Genomic DNA, 20,214 nt, shown 5'->3' on the forward strand with positions numbered 1-20,214 from the left:
GCTCCTTTACTGCTTTTTTATTTTGTAGTCATAGCCTGCTCGGAATCAACTTTGGCGAAGAGGTCGTTGATCTTATGGCAAAGAGCCTTGCAACTTTGATTGTCCAAAATCTTTATAATTAGGATTTGGCCTTTGTTTAACATATGGCACTTCATCCAAATAGTAGTACATTTCTCTGTCGTAACTTATTGGAATATCATGCTGGAACTCCAGAAAAAGGTCAAGCTTATTACTGTATGAGTCTGCTATCATTTTGGCTTTTTGGCTATCAATACCGTGCTCAATATAGTATTTTTTTACTTTTAACGGTGTTGGCAGAAGCGAAGCGTTGACCAAAGTTTTGTTATGTACTAACTGAAGTCTGTTTATCTCAAGCTTATCGATTCCATTATCTTCTAAACGCAGTAGTGATGCTCTGTTCATGTACTGTGGGATGTCAAAAAACATGGAATTTCCGTTATCGTATATTGGAGCCATTGAGACGAACTTGAGAGTATCCGGATTTCGTAATATTCCAAAATTATCCCAGTGTCTGTCTGCGTTTGTAGTGATGAAATCTATCATGATCATATAATCGAGAAAGTTTTGAACATAGCCACAGTCTAAACCATTGTTTATGCAGATATCAATGAATTTATTTAACTCTGTTGAGGAATCATATGATTCCTCATTTTTATATCCTCCGGTAACTTGAAATGCTGTGATTAGTTCCAGATGTTCATCGGTGAAAAAGTGACATCTGCTGTATTTATTGATCTCAGAGTCCTCGCCAAGGATTTCATAAGGTGTATATTCACTAAATCCCTGTTGCCTATGAACCAAGGATACAAATGATTCATTAACATTTTGGATACCATTGGCATATTTTGGATTGCTCAACTTATCCAAAAACCATATCCCTTTTATGTTTATGGCTTTTTTGTCCAAGGATCCGTTTAATGCTGCATCTGGCGAGTTTGAATAATGTGCTCTTCCCTCACCACTGTGAAAATGTATTGTTTTATTCCCGTTTTTAAAGAGATTAACTTCTTCCCATAATAAAGTAAGTTCTGCAGGACATATCCAATATGTATCGGTAAGGCTTAACCCCAGGTTTTTCATTAGAAGTTCTGAAGGAGAAGAGCAGTCATATGCCTTTAGAAGGGAAAGAAGATGCTCTCTCCCTTCAGGAATTGAGCGCTGTTTCCACCAGTCATATAAATGCCTGCTTTTGGTTGAACCAAGGTAAGGCATATGCATAGGATTGATGATGTGGTGATTCATGATTTCACCATTATTGTTTAATTGCAAAATTGCAACATCTATATCTTTATGTTTCAGTATGAACATTCTGTCTTCGTTCATAATATTTTGATACCCCTTTTTCGAAATTAATCTGATTTATGTATTTTTCTACAAAAAAGCCCATTCGAGCGCATTCTGCATCAAATTTGGAGGAACTGTCGCTAAAATATGGTTCATATTGCAATTCATATTTTTTCTTTTGATGATAAAAAGTAATGGTGTAATCGGTGGAATTCTTTTTAAAGCTGTATTTTATTCCCGAGTTTGTCTGTGATACAGTAGGTTGTTTTTTACTTTTTGCAGGATAGAGATCATGTGATGATATAAGCTGCTTGTTGCAGTCACTGTCAACAATAAGACCGGCAGTGGTCATGTAATCAGCTATTTTTTCGATGGATGATTCGTTGACATATATCATGTTTACTTTGTGAAGCATTTTTTTGCCGTAATAATAAATTACATAGCAGTCATTATCTTTCGAATACTGCAAATAAAAAAGGAGATTATGGCTGGGACTGATTCCCATAGCATTTTCAAGTATTTTTTCGTTGCGTTTATATGGAACAATCATAGAGTCCGGACATTGTATGTTATCAAGAAGTGTCAGGTCTTCCTCAATTTCATGAAGCCGTTTTTCAAGATTCTGTCGTAAATCAAAGCACTGTTCGCATAGGTTTTTCTTGTTTTTTGATAGATATACAGAAACAAGGCGGTAATGCGTGTCTTTAAATTGCAGATACTCGCTTTTATTACCACGGATATTCTTAACAGAAATATAGCCTGGGATGGCGTATTTTTTTGAGAGACATTGAAGAAATGCCTTTTCTGATAAAAGAGAAGATTTAGTTTTGACTAGAAAGTCTTTTAATTCGCTCATAAACAACCTCATAATATAATGCTATACATTTATTGTAGGTTGTTTTTGGGGATGAGTCAATATATATCCGGTCATCATCTGATGGCTTGAGGCATTTTTACAATTATTATTTGGTTAGCTTTTAGAAAAAATATGCAAAAATAGTGAATTTTGCGTAAATAAGTTATATAATGATTTTTAGATGCCAAAGAAAACGGCCTTTTGCGTCTAACATATCATCATAAGTACAGTCAGCGCTTGATATCCGAAATAAGAGGGGATTTCTGATATGAATGCCAGTAACTTACAGAGGAAATTATCTTATAAGGAAAAGATAATTTTCAGAGTTAAAAAATTTAATAGAAAACATAAGGCTCTTTCCTTTTTAGGGCTTGCCTATGCAGTTATATCGATCACGAGCTACAACTTTTTGTTTTACTTCTATAGTAATGCCAAGAGATTTATAAGCCTTGCATGTATCTTGCTTTTCTTTGTATCAAGTAGTAGTTTTTCGCATCCAGGAATGTCTTTTGATATCAGTTTTGATTCTGATATGAATATTGATGGTTATTCGGGTGATTCTGCGGGAGAATTGTCTGAAGTTATAGACTATGAGTCTCAAGCGGAGCTTTCAGTAACTACAGTTGATGAATCTCTTCTTGAAGAGGCTATGGAAAGTGTTAATCCTGATGCCACAGAAGCAGAGCATATGATATCTGATAATAAAGCTACTTTATCAGAGATTTTGGCTGCAACAAGCAGTGCTTCAGATGAAGAAGAAAGTGCAGAAGCAGATTTTTCTGAAAATGTAACTGAGGAGATTCCGCTTTCGGATACTGTACCGGAGCATTCTTTTTCCAGTGATGACTGGCAGATAGTTCTTATAAACAAACAGCATCCAATACCTGAAGATTACAAGGTTTCTCTTGGAACTATCAATGGTTCGATGAGATGTGATGAGAGAATAATCTCACCACTTCTTGAAATGATGAGAGCAGCAAGCAGAGATGGCGCCAATCTTATCATCTGCTCACCATACAGGGATACGGAACGTCAGACTATGCTTTTTACCAATAAGGTGGATAGGTATATGAATGGCGGCATGTCTTATATGGAAGCTTACAATCTGGCTTCACAGGCTGTAACTGTTCCCGGATCTTCAGAGCATCAGATCGGACTTGCTATAGATATTATCTGTGACGGATACTCAAGCCTTGATGAAGGCTTTGCGGATACAAAAGCCGGGAAATGGCTTGCTGAAAACAGCTATAAATATGGCTTTATCCTTCGATATCCTTTGGGAAAAGAGGATATAACAAGCATAGAATTTGAGCCATGGCATTTTAGGTACGTGGGAGTTGATGCTGCCACAGTCATGTATGAGAATGGCATGTGCCTTGAAGAGTTTTGGAACACTTATGTTAATTGATTGAGGATTTTTATGTATAAGATTTTAAAAAAAGATGGAAACGCCAAAAGGGCAGAATTTACAACTGTTCATGGAACAGTGCAGACTCCCGTATTTATGAACGTTGCAACTGTTGCAGCTATTAAGGGTGGTGTTTCCACAGAGGATCTTGAAGGGATAGATACACAGGTTGTCCTTTCAAATACTTATCATTTGCATTTGAGACCGGGTGACGAGCTTGTTTACAGAATGGGTGGACTGCATAAGTTTATGTCATGCAACAAGCCTATATTGACTGATTCAGGCGGATTCCAGGTCTTTTCTCTTGCCAAAACACGTAAGATCAGGGAAGAAGGCGTGTATTTCCATTCTCACATTGATGGCCACAAGCTCTTTATGGGACCTGAAGAGAGCATGAGGATACAGTCACATCTTGGTTCAACAATAGCTATGGCGTTTGATGAGTGTCCTTCTGCCAAGGCAGAGCATGAATATGTTCAGATGTCTGTAGACAGAACAACCAGATGGCTTCTTAGGTGTAAGAAGGAAATGGACAGGCTTAACGGTCTTGAATACACTGTAAACCCTCATCAAATGCTTTTTGGAATTAACCAGGGTGCTATATTTGATGACATCAGGATCGAACATGCCAAACGCATAAGCGAACTTGATCTTGACGGATATGCGGTTGGTGGTCTTGCAGTTGGTGAGTCTCATGAAGAAATGTATCATGTACTTGACACTGTTGTACCATTCCTTCCAGACAATAAGCCAACTTATCTGATGGGAGTAGGTACTCCGGCCAATATTCTTGAGGCTGTAGACAGAGGCGTAGACTTCTTTGATTGCGTATATCCAAGTAGAAATGGCCGCCATGGTCATCTTTATACAAACAGAGGCCATATCAATATTCTGAATGCCAAGTATGAGATGGATGACACTCCTATTGAAGAGGGATGCGGATGCCCTGCATGCCGCAGATACACCAAGGCTTACATAAGACACCTTCTTAAAGCAGGTGAGATGCTTGGAATGAGGCTCTGCGTGCTTCATAACCTTTATTTCTATAATCACATGATGATAGAAATAAGAGAGGCCATTGAAAAGGGAGAATATAAAGCATACAAAAAGAGAAAACTTGAGGGAATGCTTGAGTTTGACAGCGAGACCATCGCTGATGGCTATAATATCGCAAGAAACTGGCGCAAAGGTTAAGAAAAATCAAGGCGGTATTGATTTTTCTTAATGGATGTATATATTCACTTGAATTTGATTTTTCTTTTTAGTATTATTGATTGGTATATATTACAAGTTTTGGAGGAAGGTATGGGATTATTTTTAACTACTGAATCTGCTGGCTCAAGCACAGCATTTATAACAACAATGCTTGTTTATGCTGCATTTATGGTTGCTATTTACTTCTTGTTCATGCGTCCTAACAGAAAAGAGCAGAAGCAGAAAGCTCAGGTACTTGCATCACTTGCAGTAGGCGATAGCGTTAGAACAACAGGCGGCTTTATCGGAACAGTTATTGATATCAATGATGATATGGTAATCGTAGAATTTGGTAACAATAAGAACTGTCGTATTCCTATGGTTAAGGAAGCAATTGTTGAAGTTGAAAAGCCTGAAGATGCAGTTGCAACTGCTGCTACAGATAGTAAGGATTCAAAGAAAAAGTAATTGACGGATTTAAGCCTGGCCAAGGTGCGCCCTGGTCAGGCTTATTCTATAAGTAAATAAAACACAAAGGAGCATGGGGATGAAGCTTAATATTACATGTATTCCAGGTGACGGTATTGGACCTGAGATAGTAAAAGAAGCCAAAAAAGTTCTTGATAAAGTGTGTGAAAAGTATGGGCATGAAATATCATATAAAGATGTTTTAATGGGTGGTTGTTCTATTGATGCCTATGGTGTGCCTTTGACAGATGAGACAATTGCTGCAGCAAAGTCTGCAGATGCTGTTTTGATGGGATCTATCGGTGGAGATACAAGTACATCTCCATGGTACAAGCTCGAACCGTCAAAGAGGCCTGAGGCTGGTCTTTTGGGACTTCGCAAAGCTTTAAATCTCTTTGCGAATCTGCGTCCTGCATATTTGTATCCTGAGTTAAAAGAAGCCTGCCCTCTTAAAAAAGAAGAGGCTGAAAAAGGCTTTGATATGCTTATTATGAGAGAACTGACAGGCGGCTTGTACTTTGGCGACAGATGTACAAAAGAAGTAGATGGTGAGCTTGTAGCAACAGATACACTTGTTTATAAGGAAAGTGAGATCCGTCGTATTGCAATTAAAGCTTTTGAAGTTGCAAGGAAGAGAAGAAGCTCGGTGATAAGCGTTGATAAGGCTAATGTTTTGGATTCTTCAAGGCTTTGGAGAAAAGTTGTTGAGGAAGTTAAAAAGGATTATCCGGATGTATCGCTTTCTCATATGCTTGTTGATAACTGCGCTATGCAGCTTGTTAAGAGTCCGTCATCATTTGATGTAGTTCTTACTGAGAACATGTTTGGAGATATATTATCTGATGAAGCAAGTATGATCACCGGATCTATTGGAATGCTTCCTAGTGCTTCCCTTAATGACTCCAGTTTTGGACTATACGAGCCAAGTCATGGCAGTGCTCCTGATATTGCAGGAAAAGATCTGGCAAACCCTATTGCTACAATTCTATCTGCTGCGATGATGCTAAGATATTCATTTAATCTTGATAAAGAAGCTGACGCTATTGAAGAAGCTGTCAAAAAAGTCCTTAAGGAAGGCTACAGAACAAAGGATCTGTGCCTTAATGATAAAGAAGGCTTTGAAATAGTTGGATGCATAAAAATGGGGGATTTGATTGCTGAACGAATTAGCGGTTGAAAAAACTGAAAAGAAAATATATGACATTTTGCCACACGAGCCGGAAACAATAGCAATGGCACTTCTGGTGATAGGTATGGGTGCTTATTACTTGTGGAGAATGTTTGCCATAACTCCACAGTATGATGAACTGTATACTTACTATACTTTCATAAGTAAAGGCCCTATATATGCAGCGATTCACTGGCCACTTCCCAATAATCATGTTGGATATTCAGTACTATCCGGTATTGTTGATTATTTTGGAAATTCTTACTTTGGATTAAGAGGAGTTTCATTTGTTTGTGCCATAAGCAATTTGATACTTGTTTACAGAATCTGCAAAAGATTCTTTTCTCATGGACTTCCTTTTGCAGCAGCTCTTTTATATGCTTCCATGCAGGTAATAAATGAGTACAGTGTTCAGGGAAGAGGGTACACACTTGCAACCCTTTGCTTCCTTTTATCTATATACTGTATCTGTCAGATCTGTAGCCTGGGTGAAAAGAGAATGTATTTATACTTTTCACTCTTTGGAGTCATCGTACTTGGACTTTATACAGTGCCAAGCAGCGTATACTGGGTTGTCCCTGTAGGACTTTCCGGAGCTTTGTATCTTTTTATAAACGCTGTGAGAAGTAAAAGCGTTTATGATAAACCATCAGATAATATATATAGAAAAAAGCTGATAAATCTCGTGTTTTCGGGACTGTTTGCTGCTGCGGGAACTACTTTTTTATACTCGGTAATATGGCTTGCTATTGGTTCGAATCTTCTTGTGAAAACTTCAGGATCTGAGTTTTTTGGATGGACACACGGAGCAGTTCTTTTGCGCTCTCCCATGAAAGCTCTTTTAACAGGTATAGATTATATGCTCTCTCAGCCATATATCCAGAGTCTTGAACCTGCTGTTTTCTGGCAGAGATATTTGGGCTGGAATTATAGCATGCTAAATTATATGCTTCCTGGTATGGTAATTGTTCTTATTGTATTTATACTGGCCGGAATGGGCTGTATGATCTATGAATGTATAAAGCATTTCGAATATAGCAGGACAGTAATAAATCTTGTTGCAATCGTTAATCTGTTGTTTATAGGTGTAATGCTGATACTTCAAAAGAAATTACCCTATCTTAGAGTTTTTGGATATAGCAGTTTTATTGTGGTTTTATGTGTGTGTTCTGTTTTTGAGAGACTGATAAATGTCCATATCAGGATATACAATAGAAAAATATCCGGTCTAAACAGTGAAAATGCCGGCTCTAAAGAAAACGAGATCATTACCCGCGAGGGGAAGTGGTACTTTGGGCTTGGGGTTTACATTCCTACAATTTGTGTTGCTATTTTGTTTTTACTCAGAGTTACAAGTTCGGACTTTAATTGTCAGCTTGGGCATAGAGAAAATGAATTGTTCAATACGCTATATATTGCGGATGTGACCAAGAAAAACAATCCGGCTGTTTTGGACTGTGATCAGCAGTACCTTATGAAATTTGGCTGGGACATTGATTGTACCAAGACAGATGTTGATGACGCGGATATGGTGATAGTGGATAAGGATATGCTTCAAAGCGGTTATAGCGGCGAGGATTTTTGGAAGTTCTATCAGACTCATGAAACGATAAATTGGGATTATTTAAAGACCATGAGAGTTATATATGAAAGTGAAGATTTTATTTTATATGTGAAATAATTAAGTTTATTATAATTTTTGTTTATATAGGAGGAGAATATCATGACAATGAACAGCGACAGAGTTATGAAAGGACTTCAGCAGGCACCACACAGAAGCCTTTTTAACGCACTTGGTTTTACCGAAGAAGAGAGAAGAAAACCCCTAATTGGTATTGTTAGTTCTTATAACGAAATCGTTCCGGGCCATATGAACCTCGATAAGATTACAGAAGCAGTTAAGCTTGCTGTAGCTGAAGCAGGCGGAATGCCTGTTGTGGTTCCTGCAATTGCGGTATGCGACGGAATTGCTATGGGACACATTGGCATGAAGTATTCTCTTGTAACAAGGGACCTTATTGCTGATAGTACAGAGTGTCTTGCAAAAGCCCATGCTTTTGATGGCATGGTTTGTATTCCAAACTGTGATAAGAATGTACCTGGACTTTTGATGGCTGCTGCAAGAGTTAATATTCCTACTGTATTTGTATCCGGCGGTCCTATGATGGCAGGAAGAGTAGATGGTCACAAGACATCACTTTCTTCCATGTTTGAGGCTGTTGGCAGTGTTTCTGCAGGAAAAATGACAGAAGAAAAGCTCTGCGAGTATGAGGAAAAAGCTTGTCCTACATGTGGTTCATGTTCAGGTATGTATACAGCCAATTCCATGAACTGTCTTACAGAGACAATTGGAATGGGACTTCCTGGAAATGGAACAATTCCTGCTGTTTATTCTGCAAGGATCAGACTTGCTAAACATGCAGGCTATGCTGTTATGGAACTTGTTAAGAAAGATATCAGACCAAGAGACATCATGACAAAGGATGCGTTCATGAATGCGCTTACTCTGGATATGGCACTTGGCTGTTCTACAAACACAATGCTTCATTTACCTGCAATTGCTCATGAAGCTGGAGTTGAGCTTAATATGGAGATTGCAAATGAAGTTTCAAGCAGAACTCCTAACCTTTGTCACCTGGCTCCTGCTGGCCCAACATACATGGAGGATCTTAATGAAGCAGGTGGTGTCCTGGCTGTAATGTCAGAGCTTGTTAAAAAGAATCTTCTTAATACAGACGCACTTACTGTTACAGGAAAGACTATTGGAGAGAATCTTGCAGGTGTAAAGAACCTTAATCCTGAGGTTATCAGACCAATAGAGAATCCTTATATGCAGTCAGGCGGAATTGCAGTTCTTAAGGGAAATATTGCTCCTGACACAGGTATTGTTAAGAAATCTGCTGTTGTACCTGAAATGATGACTCATGAGGGACCTGCAAGAGTATTTGATTGTGAGGAAGATGCAATCGCAGCAATCCTTGGCGGCAAGATCGTAGCAGGAGATGTTGTGGTTATCAGATATGAAGGACCTAAGGGCGGCCCTGGAATGAGAGAAATGCTCAATCCTACATCAGCTATTGCCGGTATGGGGCTTGGATCATCTGTAGCTCTTATTACAGACGGGCGTTTCTCTGGCGCAAGCAGAGGTGCTTCCATAGGACATGTATCTCCTGAAGCTGCAGTTGGCGGACCTATCGCGCTTATTGAAGAAGGAGATATCATCAGCATTGATATTCCTAATAACTCTCTTAATGTAAAGGTTTCTGATGAAGTTCTTGCTGAGAGAAGAAAGAACTGGAAGCCTAGAGAGCCTAAGGTAACTACAGGATATCTTGCTCGTTATCGTGAGCTCGTAACTAGTGGTAACCGTGGAGCTATTTTGGAAATTCCAAGAGCTTGATCGTTCTAATATTATTGAATAAGACTACTGAAAGTAAGGAGTTTTTTTATCATGCAGTTAACTGGAGCACAGATTGTTTTAGAGTGTCTTAAGGAACAAGGCGTTGATACGGTTTTTGGTTATCCCGGCGGAACAATTTTAAATATTTATGATGAACTATACAAACAGCAGGATGATTTTTTACATATCAGAACATCGCATGAGCAGGGCGCTGCTCATGCGGCTGATGGTTATGCAAGGTCTACCGGAAAGGTTGGAGTTTGTATGGCTACAAGTGGTCCTGGTTCTACAAATCTTGTAACCGGCATTGCAACTGCTTATATGGATTCGGTTCCTATGGTTGCAATTACTTGTAATGTAAATCTGCCTCTTTTGGGTAAGGATTCTTTTCAGGAGGTTGATATAGCAGGCATAACCATGCCTATTACAAAGCATGGATATATTGTTAAGGATGTAAAAGAGCTTGCATCTACTTTGAGGAAGGCTTTCAAGATTGCAAAAAGCGGAAGACCGGGCCCTGTTCTTGTTGACATTACCAAGGATGTTACACAAAAGAGCTGTGACTACAAGGCTGCTGCAATTGCAGAAGAAAAAAGAAAAGTAACTTACGACCATGACGATATATTAACAGCCATTAAGATGATCAAAGCATCAAAGAGACCATATATCTATGTGGGCGGTGGTGCTGTAATATCTGGTGCTTCTGAGGAACTTAAGAAGTTTGCGCATACTATTGATGCCCCTGTATGTGATACGCTCATGGGTAAGGGCGCTTTTGATGGCACTGATGAGCTTTACACAGGCATGATCGGTATGCATGGCACCAAAACTTCAAACTTTGGAGTTAGTGAGTGCGATCTTTTGATCACGCTGGGAGCTAGATTTTCTGACAGAGTTACAGGTAATGCAAAGACTTTTGCTTCCAAGGCTAAGATTCTTCAGATCGATATTGATGCTGCAGAGATAAACAAAAATATCAGGACCAATTTTGCTATTGTAGGTGATCTTAAAGAGGTTCTCTCAGAAATAAATAAAGAAATTCCTGTTATGGATCATTCTGAATGGCTTGATAAGATAAAGGATTATAAAAAGAAATATCCTTTAAATTACGAGACAGATAAGCTTACATGCCCATATATCATTGAAGAGCTGGATAAGCTTACAAAGGGTGAAGCCATCATATCTACAGATGTTGGACAGCATCAGATGTGGGCTGCGCAATATTATAAGTTCAGACATCCAAGAACATTTTTGACTTCAGGTGGTCTTGGAACAATGGGCTATGGTCTTGGTGCATGTATTGGTGCGAAGGCAGGAAACCCGGATAAGCTTTGTATCAATATTGCTGGAGATGGCTGCTTTAGAATGAATATGAACGAGCTGGCAACAGCATCTAAGTATAACCTTCCTATCATCGAGATAGTGATCAACAACAATGTTCTTGGAATGGTCAGACAGTGGCAGACACTGTTCTATGAAAAACACTATTCTCAGACAATCTTTGAGGACAAGGTTGACTACTGCAAGGTGGCTGAAGCGTTAGGATGCGCTGCTTTCAGAATTACCAAGAAGTCTGAAGTGGTTCCTGTTCTAAAAAAAGCTATAAACGCAGGCAAACCTGTCGTAATTGATTGTATAATAGAGGAAGATGATAAGGTGTTCCCTATGGTTCCTGCAGGAGCATCTATCAGCGAAGCATTTGATGCCGGGGATCTTGCTTCGAAAAAATAATTAGAAATAATGAAAAGTGATTTTGGGGGAGATCATGAGTAGAGCTTTAAAGGGATTATTAATTGCACTTGCTGTTTCAATTGCAGCTTTTATAGCTGTTTATATTGGACTGGGCTTTTATTACATGAATGGTTTTCCCTGCTTTACCTGGATCAATGGAGTTTACTGCACTGGAAAAAGTGTTGATGAAGTAAATGAAGAGCTCTGCCAGAAATATCAGTATGAAGGTATTGCCATTACTGATATTAGCGGAGCAGAGCTCTTTATATCTGCTAAAGATGCGGGCGTTCGCATAGATTTTACAAATATGCTTGATTCGTATCTGTCTGACAAAAATCCTTTTGCATGGGGCTATTATTTTTTTGAAAACCTCATTGTGAACCTGTCTCCGGATGTATATGTTGATAAAGATGCAATAAAAGACATAATATCCAAATGGGAAATATTCCTTGATGATGATGAACTTAATATTAGTATAGAAAAAACCAGAGATAGTGGTTATATATTAAAAGACAATCTAAGTAAAGCCCCTGTTCAGGAGGCTATTTCACAGGCTGTAATCGACAGTATAAAAGCGCTAAAAACTGAAGTAAGGCTCTATACAGTTGATGGGTGTTATACGGAAATTCAGTTAAACGAGGAACAACAAAAGATAGTTGATCTGTATAACAAGGTAGATGCCCTTCAGTCCTGCATGATCACCTATAAAATAGCAGATGAAGAAGTTAAAGTGGATAAAAAGATAGCAGCTTCTTTTATACTTACGGAAGATGATCTTGAAAGTGCAAAGGAAGAAAAAGTATCTAAAAAACTCCCTGGAAGTGGTCTGTTTATAGCAGGCGCGGAAGAAGAGAAATTTCCTGAAGATGACATTATTATTGTTGAGGGATTTTTGATGGATTCAAATGGGAATCTGATCCTTGGAGAAAGCAGGATGTATGATTTTCTTCATGATCTTTCAGCATCTCACAGCACTGAATGGGATCTTGCAAGGTATAGAAGTGGCGATGAGAATGCCGAGATCATAATAAACAATAATAGTAAGGGCAATGGGCTTGTATATGACATAGACTCTGAATTTGAGTATTTAAAGGATGCTTATCTTTCGGGTACTACAATGAATGAGGAAGTCAGAACTCTGGAGCTTTCTGATTCGGCAGTTGTGTTTAATGCAAAGGAAAGTCTTGGGGATACCTATATAGAAGTAAATATGGGTAAACAGGAGCTCTTTTATTATGTTGAAGGGAAGCTTTCTATGAATATGCCAATTGTTACGGGGAATGTTAACAGAGGAAGAGGAACTCCAACAGGAATATTTCCTGTCTATAATAAACGATATCACACAAATTTAGTTGGAGTAGATTACGTGTCTTATGTAAACTATTGGCTTGGAGTTCATAAAGGAGTTGGCATTCATGATGCTACCTGGAGATCAAAATTTGGAGAAGAAATATATAAAAGAGATGGTTCGCATGGCTGTATAAATTGCCCTTTGGATACTGTTTCACAGTTGTGGGAAGTCGTCGAAGTAGGAACTCCGGTTGTTTTGTATTACTGATAAAATCTGGGATTATGTAAACTTATTGTTAAATATGAAATGGTTTTTGCCATTTCATATTTTTTTGCTTTTTTAGAATAAAAAAATAAAATAACATTAATTATGGAATTGCATTATTGACATTTTTTTAATGACGACTACAATGTATTTAAAGGTTAAATTTAGCGATTCAACTCGCTGAAGAATATTATCAATATTACAAAAATCATCTACATGGATTATAGGAGGAGAGAAATGTCAAGAGTTTACAATTTTAGTGCTGGCCCGGCTGTTTTGCCAGAAGAAGTATTAAAACAGGCAGCTGCAGAGATGCTGGATTACAACGGATGTGGAATGTCTATCAATGAGATGAGCCATAGATCCAAGACTTTCGATAATGTTATCCAGACTGCAGAGCAGGACATCAGAGATCTTATGAATATTCCTGATAATTACAAGGTTCTCTTTTTACAAGGCGGTGCAAGTCAGCAGTTTGCAGCAGTTCCACTTAATCTTATGAAAAATGGTAAGGCTGCATATATCATTACCGGTCAGTGGGCTAAAAAAGCATATCAGGAAGCACAGAAATATGGTGAAGCCATCGAAGTAGCTTCCAGTGCTGACAAGACTTTCTCTTATATTCCTGATTGTTCAGATCTTCCAATCCCGGAAGATGCAGATTACGTATATATCTGTGAGAATAATACTATTTATGGCACAAAGTTTAAGACTTTGCCTAATACAAAAGGACATATCCTTGTTTCAGATGTTTCTTCATGCTTCTTATCAGAACCTGTGGATGTTACAAAATATGGAGTTATCTATGGCGGCGTTCAGAAGAACGTTGGACCTGCAGGCCTTGTAATAAGCATCATTAGAGAAGACCTTATTACAGATGATGTTCCCGTTTATACTCCTACAATGCTTAAGTGGAAGACTCAGGCAGACAATGGCTCTTTATATAATACTCCGAACTGCTGGAGCATTTACATGTGCGGGCTTGTATTTAAATGGCTCAAAGCCCAGGGCGGTCTTGAAGAGATGAAGAAGAGAAATGAAGAAAAGGCTGCTGTTTTGTATGATTACCTTGATCAGAGCAAAATGTTCAAAGGTACAGTTCGCAAGGAAGATCGTTCTCTTATGAATGTTCCTTTCATCACAGACAGCGATGAGCTTAACGCAGAATTTATTGCAGAAGCTACAAAGGCTGGATTTGTGAGCCTTAAGGGGCATAGAACTGTTGGTGGTATGAGAGCAAGTATCTACAATGCAATGCCTATTGAAGGTGTTAAGAAACTTGTTGAATTCATGGATAAGTTTGAAAAGGAGAGAGCGTGATCATGTACAAATACAAGTGTTTGAATCCTATTGCTAAGATCGGACTTAATAATTTTACTGATAAATATGAAGCTGTTGACAATGTTGATGACGCAGAAGGCATTCTTGTAAGAAGTGCCAACATGCTGGAAATGGAGTTTTCCGATAATCTTCTTGCCATTGCAAGAGCAGGTGCAGGCGTAAACAATATTCCTTTAGACAGATGTGCTGAGGAAGGAATCGTTGTATTTAATACTCCGGGTGCCAATGCTAATGGCGTTAAAGAGATGGTACTTGCAGCTATGCTCATTGCTTCAAGAGATATCATCGGAGGAACTGAGTGGGTCAAGGCGAATGCCGGAGATCCTGATATTGCAAAGCTTACAGAGAAATCAAAAAAGAAATTTGCAGGAACTGAAATTTTTGGCAAAAAGCTTGGTATCATCGGACTTGGTGCCATTGGCGTAAGAGTTGCCAATGCAGCAAGACAGCTTGGCATGGAAGTTTACGGCTATGATCCATATCTTTCAATTGATGCTGCATGGAGACTGTCATCAGATGTTAAGCACGTGACCAATGTAGATGATATCTATTCAAAGTGCGATATTATCACAGTTCATGTACCTGCTTTGGATTCTACAAAGGGTATGATCGGACAGGAAGCAATTGCTAAGATGAAGAAAGGCGTTATAATCCTTAATCTTGCAAGAGACATCCTTTGTGATGAGGTTGCAATCCTGGCCGGCATTAATTCAGGTAAGATCAGAAAATATGTTACGGATTTCCCGAATCCTACAACAGCAGGACATGACGGCTGCATAGTAATTCCTCATCTTGGAGCTTCAACAGAGGAGTCTGAGGATAATTGTGCAGTTAAGGCTGTTCTTGAAATGAAGGATTTCCTTGAAAATGGAAATATCAACAATTCGGTTAACTTCCCTAACTGTGATATGGGAATTTGCAATAATCCTCGAATTGCAATTTATCACAAAAATGTTGCAAACATGATCAGCCAGTTTACAAAAGAAATTGGTGAGGCCGGATATAACATTTCGGATATGACAAATAAATCTCGCGGCGATTATGCTTATACTTTGATTGACCTTGAGGATGGAATTGAGGATGCTCTTGTAAGTAAACTTGAAAAAATCGATGGAGTTATCAGAGTAAGGGTTGTAAGAAAAGACGTTTAATAAGAAAATGTATTATAATATCGGGTAGGAGTAAAATCCTACTCGATTTTAATATGCGGAGGAATAAAGATGGCTGATATAAGACCATTTAGTGCAATAAGACCAAATACAGACATTGTAAAAGAAAAGGCTGCACTGCCTTATGATGTTTATAACAGGGAAGAAGCTTATGAAGAAGTGATGAAGAATCCCAAGTCTTTTCTTGCAATAGACAGACCTGAAACTCAGTTTTCTAAGGATCAGGATATGTATGCTCCTGAAGTATATGAAAAAGCCAGGGATATGCTAAGAGACCAAATTTCTGACGGGACTTTTATCAAGGATGAAGACAAATGCTTTTACATTTATGAGCAGACTTTCAAAGGCAGAACCCAAACGGGAATTGTTGCCTGCGCATCTATTGATGATTATTTAAACAGCGTTATTAAAAAACATGAAAATACCAGAGCTGACAAGGAAGAAGACAGAATAAGACATGTCTATACCTGTGATGCCCAGACTGGTCCTATTTTCCTTTGCTATAGAAAAAACAGGCTTTTATCTGAACTTGTTATGAAAATAAAGGAATGCGATGCGCCTGTTTATGACTTTGAATCTAAGGATGGTGTTGAGAACAGAGTCTGGGTCATCTCTGATGAGGAAGAAGTTAATACAATAAGCAGGATTTTTACGACCATAAATTCTATTTATATAGCTGATGGTCATCATAGATGTGCTTCGGCTGTCAAAGTTGGTCTTATGAAGAGAAAAGAAGGTGAAGGAAAGGTAAGAGGAAAGCTTAAATCTGACTACTTTTTGTCAGTTCTTTTCCCTGATGATGAACTTGAAATAATGGACTACAACCGTGTTGTAAAGGACTTAAATGGCCTTTCTGAGGCTGAGTTCATGGAAAGGATTTCTGGGAAATTTGACGTTAAAAAGGAAGATGCTCCTGTAAAACCTTCTTGCAAGGGAGAGTTTGGCATGTATCTTGATGGCAGTTGGTACAGACTCGATGCAAAAGAAAGCATAAAGTCCGCTGATCCTGTTGCGGGGCTTGATGTATCTATACTTCAAGATCATATTCTTTCACCTGTCCTTGGTATAGGTGATCCAAAAACTGATAAAAGAATTGATTTTATCGGTGGTATTAGAGGACTCTCAGAGATAGAGAAAAGATGCGGCAAGGACTGTAAAGTGGGCTTTTCCATGTATCCGACATCCATATCGGAACTCTTTGCGGTTGCAGATGAAGGACTTCTCATGCCTCCTAAGTCAACATGGTTTGAACCTAAGCTCTTAAGTGGGTTATTTATTCATGATATCTGTGGTACAATTGTATAGTGAAATTCACGTTTTTTGATCATATTTTCTTATTATAAATTACCCAATGGGGAGGGAGACATGAATAGTAAGCTTTACAAGATGATGAATTGGCCTGAGATTGAGGAAATTATCTATTCTGATGGCGACAATCCACACAGAATTCTGGGGGCTCATAAAGTTGGCTCAAATTATCTTATTCAGGCTTTTTATCCTGATGCAAAAGAGATAAGTGTTTTGGTTGAGAATACCAAAAAGACTTATCCTATGGAACTTGCAGATGAGGCGGGCTTTTATGCTGTTTTGGTTCCATACATCGAGAAGTTTAGATATAAACTCGTGATCACAGATGTTAATGGGGTAGAGACAACTGTAGATGATCCATATGCTTTTGGACCGTATATGGACAGAGAGGATTTTATAAAATTTGGCAGTGGTATACACTACCATATCTATGAAAAACTTGGCGCACATCCTATGAAGAGGGGAACTGTTCAGGGAACTCTTTTTGCTGTTTGGGCGCCTTCTGCTGCAAGAGTAAGCGTTATTGGTGATTTTAATAATTGGGATGGAAGAGTATGCCAGATGCATAGGCTTGACCCAATTGGCGTATTTGAAATCTTTGTCCCAGGTGCTAAGGAAAATGATGGATATCAGTTTGAGATCAAGACCAGGAGCGGCCTTATCTTCAAGAGACCTGATCCATATGCAATGCTTAGCCGCGGTGAGAATGGCATGATCTCTGTTATCAGTGAGAGAAAATCTATTGTCTGGAACGATTCCAAGTGGCTTGCACAGAGAAGAAAATTTGATCTTGATGAAGCACCACTTTCAATCTGCGAGATTTCTATCGATGCTTTTGCCGGAAGACATGAAGGCAGGAGTACAATCGAAGAAATCACTTCTGATATTCTCGAGTATGTACAGAATCATGGCTTTAACACTATTGAGCTTATGCCGGTAATGAAACATGTTCCGGGGCACTATTACCATATTCTGGATTTCTTTGCCCTTGATGATTCGAATGGCACACCGGAAGAGTTCATGAAATTTATTGACACATGCCATGCTGCAGGTATAAGAATTATCCTTGACTGGGTTCCTACATTTTTCCCTAAGTCATCTTGCGGCCTTAGTAGTTTTGATGGAAAGTGCCTCTATGAGTATGAGGACCCAAGGATTGGCGTTCATCCAAAGTCAGGGGATCTGATATTTGATTATGGCAGAAAGGAAGTTACTAACTTCCTTATTTCCAATGCTTTGTACTGGATTGAAAATTACCACATAGATGGCCTTAGAACTTCTGACATTTCAAGGATTCTTTATCTTGATTATGACAGGAAACCTGGTGAATGGATTGCCAATATATATGGCGGTAATGAGAACCTGGAAGCACTTGAATTTCTTAAACAGCTCACAACTGTCATTCATAAAAACAATCCGGGGGTCGTTCTCCTTACAAAAGAGACAGCTTGTTGGCCACAGGTTACTGATGCAGTAGATGATGGTGGCCTTGGATTTGATTATAAATGGAATAACGGCTGGACAAGGGACTTCCTTTCCTATATGCAAAATGATCCGCTCTTTAGGGCTGGTCACCATGATGAGCTTACTTTCAGCATTATTTACAGCTATACTGAAAGATTTGTTCTTGGATTCACACATGAAGAGCTTGAAAAAGGTCTTGAGGGGCTTTATTATCTGATGCCTGGTGATTCAGTACAAAAGATGGCTAATCTGCGCCTTGCAATCAGCTACATGATGGTTCATCCAGGCAGAAAGCATTTATATATGGAGCCTGATGCCCTTACTGTAGATCAGTCTGTATTTGTTGAAAATATGCTCTCTAAACTTAATAAGCTCTATTATGATCATGATGCTCTTCATCAGCTTGACAGCTCTGATGGTGGCTTTGAATGGATCAATAACATGGCTACTGATGAATGTATGCTTTCATTTGTAAGAAAAAGCAATGATTCAAAAGAGATGCTTCTTGTAGTGGCTAATATGGCCGGCGTTGAAAGAACAGTTGAAATTGGCGTTCCTGCTGATGGCAGATACACTGAAATATTCAATAGTGATGACCTTTCCTATGGCGGAACTGGCGTTTTGAATGAGGGTAAAAAGGAAGCAAGAAGAAAAGAAGTGGATGGACGCGACTATTCTCTGTCTATTAAGATTGGTGCGGTATCTCTTTGTATCTTTAGCTATGTCCCTTATACTGAGCAGGAGAAAAAGATCCGTGCGATAAAGGAAGAAGAGGAAATCAAGAAAGAGGCCGAAAGACAGGAAAAACTTGCTGCTCTTAAGGAAATGCAGAGCAAAGAGGAAGAGAGAATCTTAAAAGAGCTCAAAGAAAAATATGAAAGAGAACTCTTAGAGCAGGAGAAGGCAATAGAAGAAAAGTATGAAAAGATTGAAGAAGAGAGAATTTCTACTATTGTATCGGCTGATGCCATAAAGAGTCTTTCTTCAAAGAAAAAGACAGGTTCAAAAGAATCTAAAAAGACTACAACTAAAACTTCTAAAAAGAAATAAATAATAAAAGCTGTGAATGCAAGCAATGCTTGATTTCACAGCTTTTTTGCAAAAAAAATAAAGCTGGAAATGGGACTTGAACCCACGACCTACTGATTACGAATCAGTTGCGCTACCAACTGCGCTATTCCAGCCTGCCACAAGGCACAAATTAAATTATACATTCCACAGCATGGATTTACAAGTAAAATTCAGAATTAATTATACTAATGTGCAGTATTTGTGCTATAATTCTAAATTGAAGTATTGTTTTTTATTAGAGAGGATCGAATATGAAAGAACTTAAAGATTACGTTAGAACCATTCCTAACTTCCCTGAAGAAGGAATTATGTTCAGGGATATAACATCAGTTTTACAGGATCCTGATGGATTTAAGCTTGCAATCGATGAGATGACAAGGCTTGTTGCAGATCTTGATTTTGATGTGGTTCTCGGTGCTGAATCAAGAGGTTTTATTTTCAGCGCACCTATTGCTTATCAGAGAGGTAAGGCACTTGTTCCTGTTCGTAAAAAAGGAAAACTTCCTTGCGATACAGTAGAAGTTGAATATGATCTTGAATACGGCACAGCTGTTCTTGAGATTCATAAGGATGCAATCAAGCCTGGACAGAAGGTACTTCTTGTTGATGACCTTATGGCTACAGGTGGAACAATCGAAGCTATGATCAAGCTTGTAGAACAGCTTGGCGGCGAAGTTGCAGGTATTCTTGTTCTTATGGAGCTTAAAGGCTTAAAGGGAAGAGAAAGACTTAGCAAATACAGACTTGATGCAGCAATCAGCTACGAAGGGAAGTAA

Annotated in this window: 15 protein-coding genes and 1 tRNA gene; 13 read left to right on the forward strand and 3 right to left on the reverse strand. The window is 38.7% G+C overall.

Annotated elements, in window-relative coordinates; translation table 11 throughout:
• Window positions 1-72 precede the first annotated feature (72 nt).
• Entirely contained in the window at window positions 73-1,344 is a 1,272-nt protein-coding gene (locus C4S54_RS00815; protein WP_103867846.1) for a hypothetical protein, read from the reverse strand.
• The gene (locus C4S54_RS00820) at window positions 1,310-2,161 is read right to left on the reverse strand and encodes a hypothetical protein (protein WP_103867847.1); all 852 of its coding nucleotides are present in this window, start codon (window positions 2,159-2,161) and stop codon (window positions 1,310-1,312) included. The genes C4S54_RS00815 and C4S54_RS00820 overlap by 35 nt, the downstream gene beginning before the upstream one ends.
• A 268-nt stretch (window positions 2,162-2,429) precedes the next feature.
• On the opposite strand from C4S54_RS00820, the gene C4S54_RS00825 reads away from it, so the two are divergent.
• The 12 genes from C4S54_RS00825 to glgB all read left to right on the forward strand — a co-directional run bounded on the left by C4S54_RS00825 (window position 2,430) and on the right by glgB (window position 19,417).
• Window positions 2,430-3,569 (forward strand): M15 family metallopeptidase, encoded by a 1,140-nt coding sequence (locus tag C4S54_RS00825; protein ID WP_103867848.1) that lies wholly within the window; start codon window positions 2,430-2,432, stop codon window positions 3,567-3,569.
• A gap of 12 nt (window positions 3,570-3,581) precedes the next feature.
• A complete protein-coding gene (tgt, locus tag C4S54_RS00830; protein ID WP_103867849.1) occupies window positions 3,582-4,763 on the forward strand; it encodes a tRNA guanosine(34) transglycosylase Tgt in 1,182 nt (393 codons plus the stop codon).
• A 111-nt stretch (window positions 4,764-4,874) separates the two neighbouring features.
• Complete coding sequence (gene yajC, locus C4S54_RS00835; protein WP_022775618.1) at window positions 4,875-5,231, forward strand: preprotein translocase subunit YajC; 357 nt, start codon at window positions 4,875-4,877, stop codon at window positions 5,229-5,231.
• A 79-nt stretch (window positions 5,232-5,310) separates the two neighbouring features.
• Window positions 5,311-6,408 (forward strand): 3-isopropylmalate dehydrogenase, encoded by a 1,098-nt coding sequence (gene leuB, locus C4S54_RS00840; protein ID WP_103867850.1) that lies wholly within the window; start codon window positions 5,311-5,313, stop codon window positions 6,406-6,408.
• Window positions 6,386-8,080, forward strand: a complete 1,695-nt coding sequence (locus C4S54_RS00845; RefSeq protein WP_103867851.1) for a glycosyltransferase family 39 protein — start codon at window positions 6,386-6,388, stop codon at window positions 8,078-8,080. The genes leuB and C4S54_RS00845 overlap by 23 nt, the downstream gene beginning before the upstream one ends.
• A 48-nt stretch (window positions 8,081-8,128) precedes the next feature.
• Window positions 8,129-9,799, forward strand: coding sequence for a dihydroxy-acid dehydratase (ilvD, locus tag C4S54_RS00850; RefSeq protein ID WP_103868093.1), 1,671 nt, complete (start codon window positions 8,129-8,131; stop codon window positions 9,797-9,799).
• A 51-nt stretch (window positions 9,800-9,850) separates the two neighbouring features.
• A complete protein-coding gene (ilvB, locus tag C4S54_RS00855) occupies window positions 9,851-11,530 on the forward strand; it encodes a biosynthetic-type acetolactate synthase large subunit (RefSeq protein WP_200821026.1) in 1,680 nt (559 codons plus the stop codon).
• A 34-nt stretch (window positions 11,531-11,564) separates the two neighbouring features.
• Window positions 11,565-13,088 carry a L,D-transpeptidase gene (locus tag C4S54_RS00860; protein ID WP_103867853.1) on the forward strand — a complete coding sequence of 508 codons (1,524 nt, stop codon included), beginning with the start codon at window positions 11,565-11,567 and terminating at the stop codon, window positions 13,086-13,088.
• Window positions 13,089-13,322: 234 nt separating this feature from the next.
• A complete protein-coding gene (serC, locus tag C4S54_RS00865) occupies window positions 13,323-14,405 on the forward strand; it encodes a 3-phosphoserine/phosphohydroxythreonine transaminase (RefSeq protein WP_103867854.1) in 1,083 nt (360 codons plus the stop codon).
• 2 nt (window positions 14,406-14,407) lie between these two features.
• Window positions 14,408-15,577: a phosphoglycerate dehydrogenase gene (locus C4S54_RS00870; RefSeq protein ID WP_022775628.1), complete on the forward strand. Its 1,170-nt coding sequence runs from the start codon at window positions 14,408-14,410 to the stop codon at window positions 15,575-15,577.
• Between the two features lie 69 nt (window positions 15,578-15,646).
• A complete protein-coding gene (locus tag C4S54_RS00875; RefSeq protein WP_103867855.1) occupies window positions 15,647-16,900 on the forward strand; it encodes a DUF1015 domain-containing protein in 1,254 nt (417 codons plus the stop codon).
• Between the two features lie 60 nt (window positions 16,901-16,960).
• Complete coding sequence (gene glgB / locus C4S54_RS00880) at window positions 16,961-19,417, forward strand: 1,4-alpha-glucan branching protein GlgB (protein WP_103867856.1); 2,457 nt, start codon at window positions 16,961-16,963, stop codon at window positions 19,415-19,417.
• Window positions 19,418-19,478: 61 nt separating this feature from the next.
• On the opposite strand, the gene C4S54_RS00885 is transcribed toward glgB, so the two are convergent.
• A tRNA-Thr gene (locus C4S54_RS00885) sits at window positions 19,479-19,551 on the reverse strand.
• A 138-nt stretch (window positions 19,552-19,689) separates the two neighbouring features.
• On the opposite strand from C4S54_RS00885, the gene C4S54_RS00890 reads away from it, so the two are divergent.
• Window positions 19,690-20,214, forward strand: a complete 525-nt coding sequence (locus C4S54_RS00890; protein WP_103867857.1) for an adenine phosphoribosyltransferase — start codon at window positions 19,690-19,692, stop codon at window positions 20,212-20,214.

Origin of the sequence: Butyrivibrio sp. Su6, from assembly GCF_900108105.1 — a bacterium.
Taxonomy (GTDB): Bacteria; Bacillota; Clostridia; order Lachnospirales; family Lachnospiraceae; genus Butyrivibrio.

Bases quoted from the DNA above. Each gene is read 5' to 3' on its own strand.
- C4S54_RS00815 (WP_103867846.1), bottom strand. From the start codon at position 1,344: ATGAACGAAGACAGAATGTTCATACTGAAACATAAAGATATAGATGTT.
- C4S54_RS00820 (WP_103867847.1), bottom strand. From the start codon at position 2,161: ATGAGCGAATTAAAAGACTTTCTAGTCAAAACTAAATCTTCTCTTTTA.
- C4S54_RS00825 (WP_103867848.1), top strand. From the start codon at position 2,430: ATGAATGCCAGTAACTTACAGAGGAAATTATCTTATAAGGAAAAGATA.
- tgt (WP_103867849.1), top strand. From the start codon at position 3,582: ATGTATAAGATTTTAAAAAAAGATGGAAACGCCAAAAGGGCAGAATTT.
- yajC (WP_022775618.1), top strand. From the start codon at position 4,875: ATGGGATTATTTTTAACTACTGAATCTGCTGGCTCAAGCACAGCATTT.
- leuB (WP_103867850.1), top strand. From the start codon at position 5,311: ATGAAGCTTAATATTACATGTATTCCAGGTGACGGTATTGGACCTGAG.
- ilvD (WP_103868093.1), top strand. From the start codon at position 8,129: ATGAACAGCGACAGAGTTATGAAAGGACTTCAGCAGGCACCACACAGA.
- ilvB (WP_200821026.1), top strand. From the start codon at position 9,851: ATGCAGTTAACTGGAGCACAGATTGTTTTAGAGTGTCTTAAGGAACAA.
- C4S54_RS00860 (WP_103867853.1), top strand. From the start codon at position 11,565: ATGAGTAGAGCTTTAAAGGGATTATTAATTGCACTTGCTGTTTCAATT.
- serC (WP_103867854.1), top strand. From the start codon at position 13,323: ATGTCAAGAGTTTACAATTTTAGTGCTGGCCCGGCTGTTTTGCCAGAA.
- C4S54_RS00870 (WP_022775628.1), top strand. From the start codon at position 14,408: ATGTACAAATACAAGTGTTTGAATCCTATTGCTAAGATCGGACTTAAT.
- C4S54_RS00875 (WP_103867855.1), top strand. From the start codon at position 15,647: ATGGCTGATATAAGACCATTTAGTGCAATAAGACCAAATACAGACATT.
- glgB (WP_103867856.1), top strand. From the start codon at position 16,961: ATGAATAGTAAGCTTTACAAGATGATGAATTGGCCTGAGATTGAGGAA.
- C4S54_RS00890 (WP_103867857.1), top strand. From the start codon at position 19,690: ATGAAAGAACTTAAAGATTACGTTAGAACCATTCCTAACTTCCCTGAA.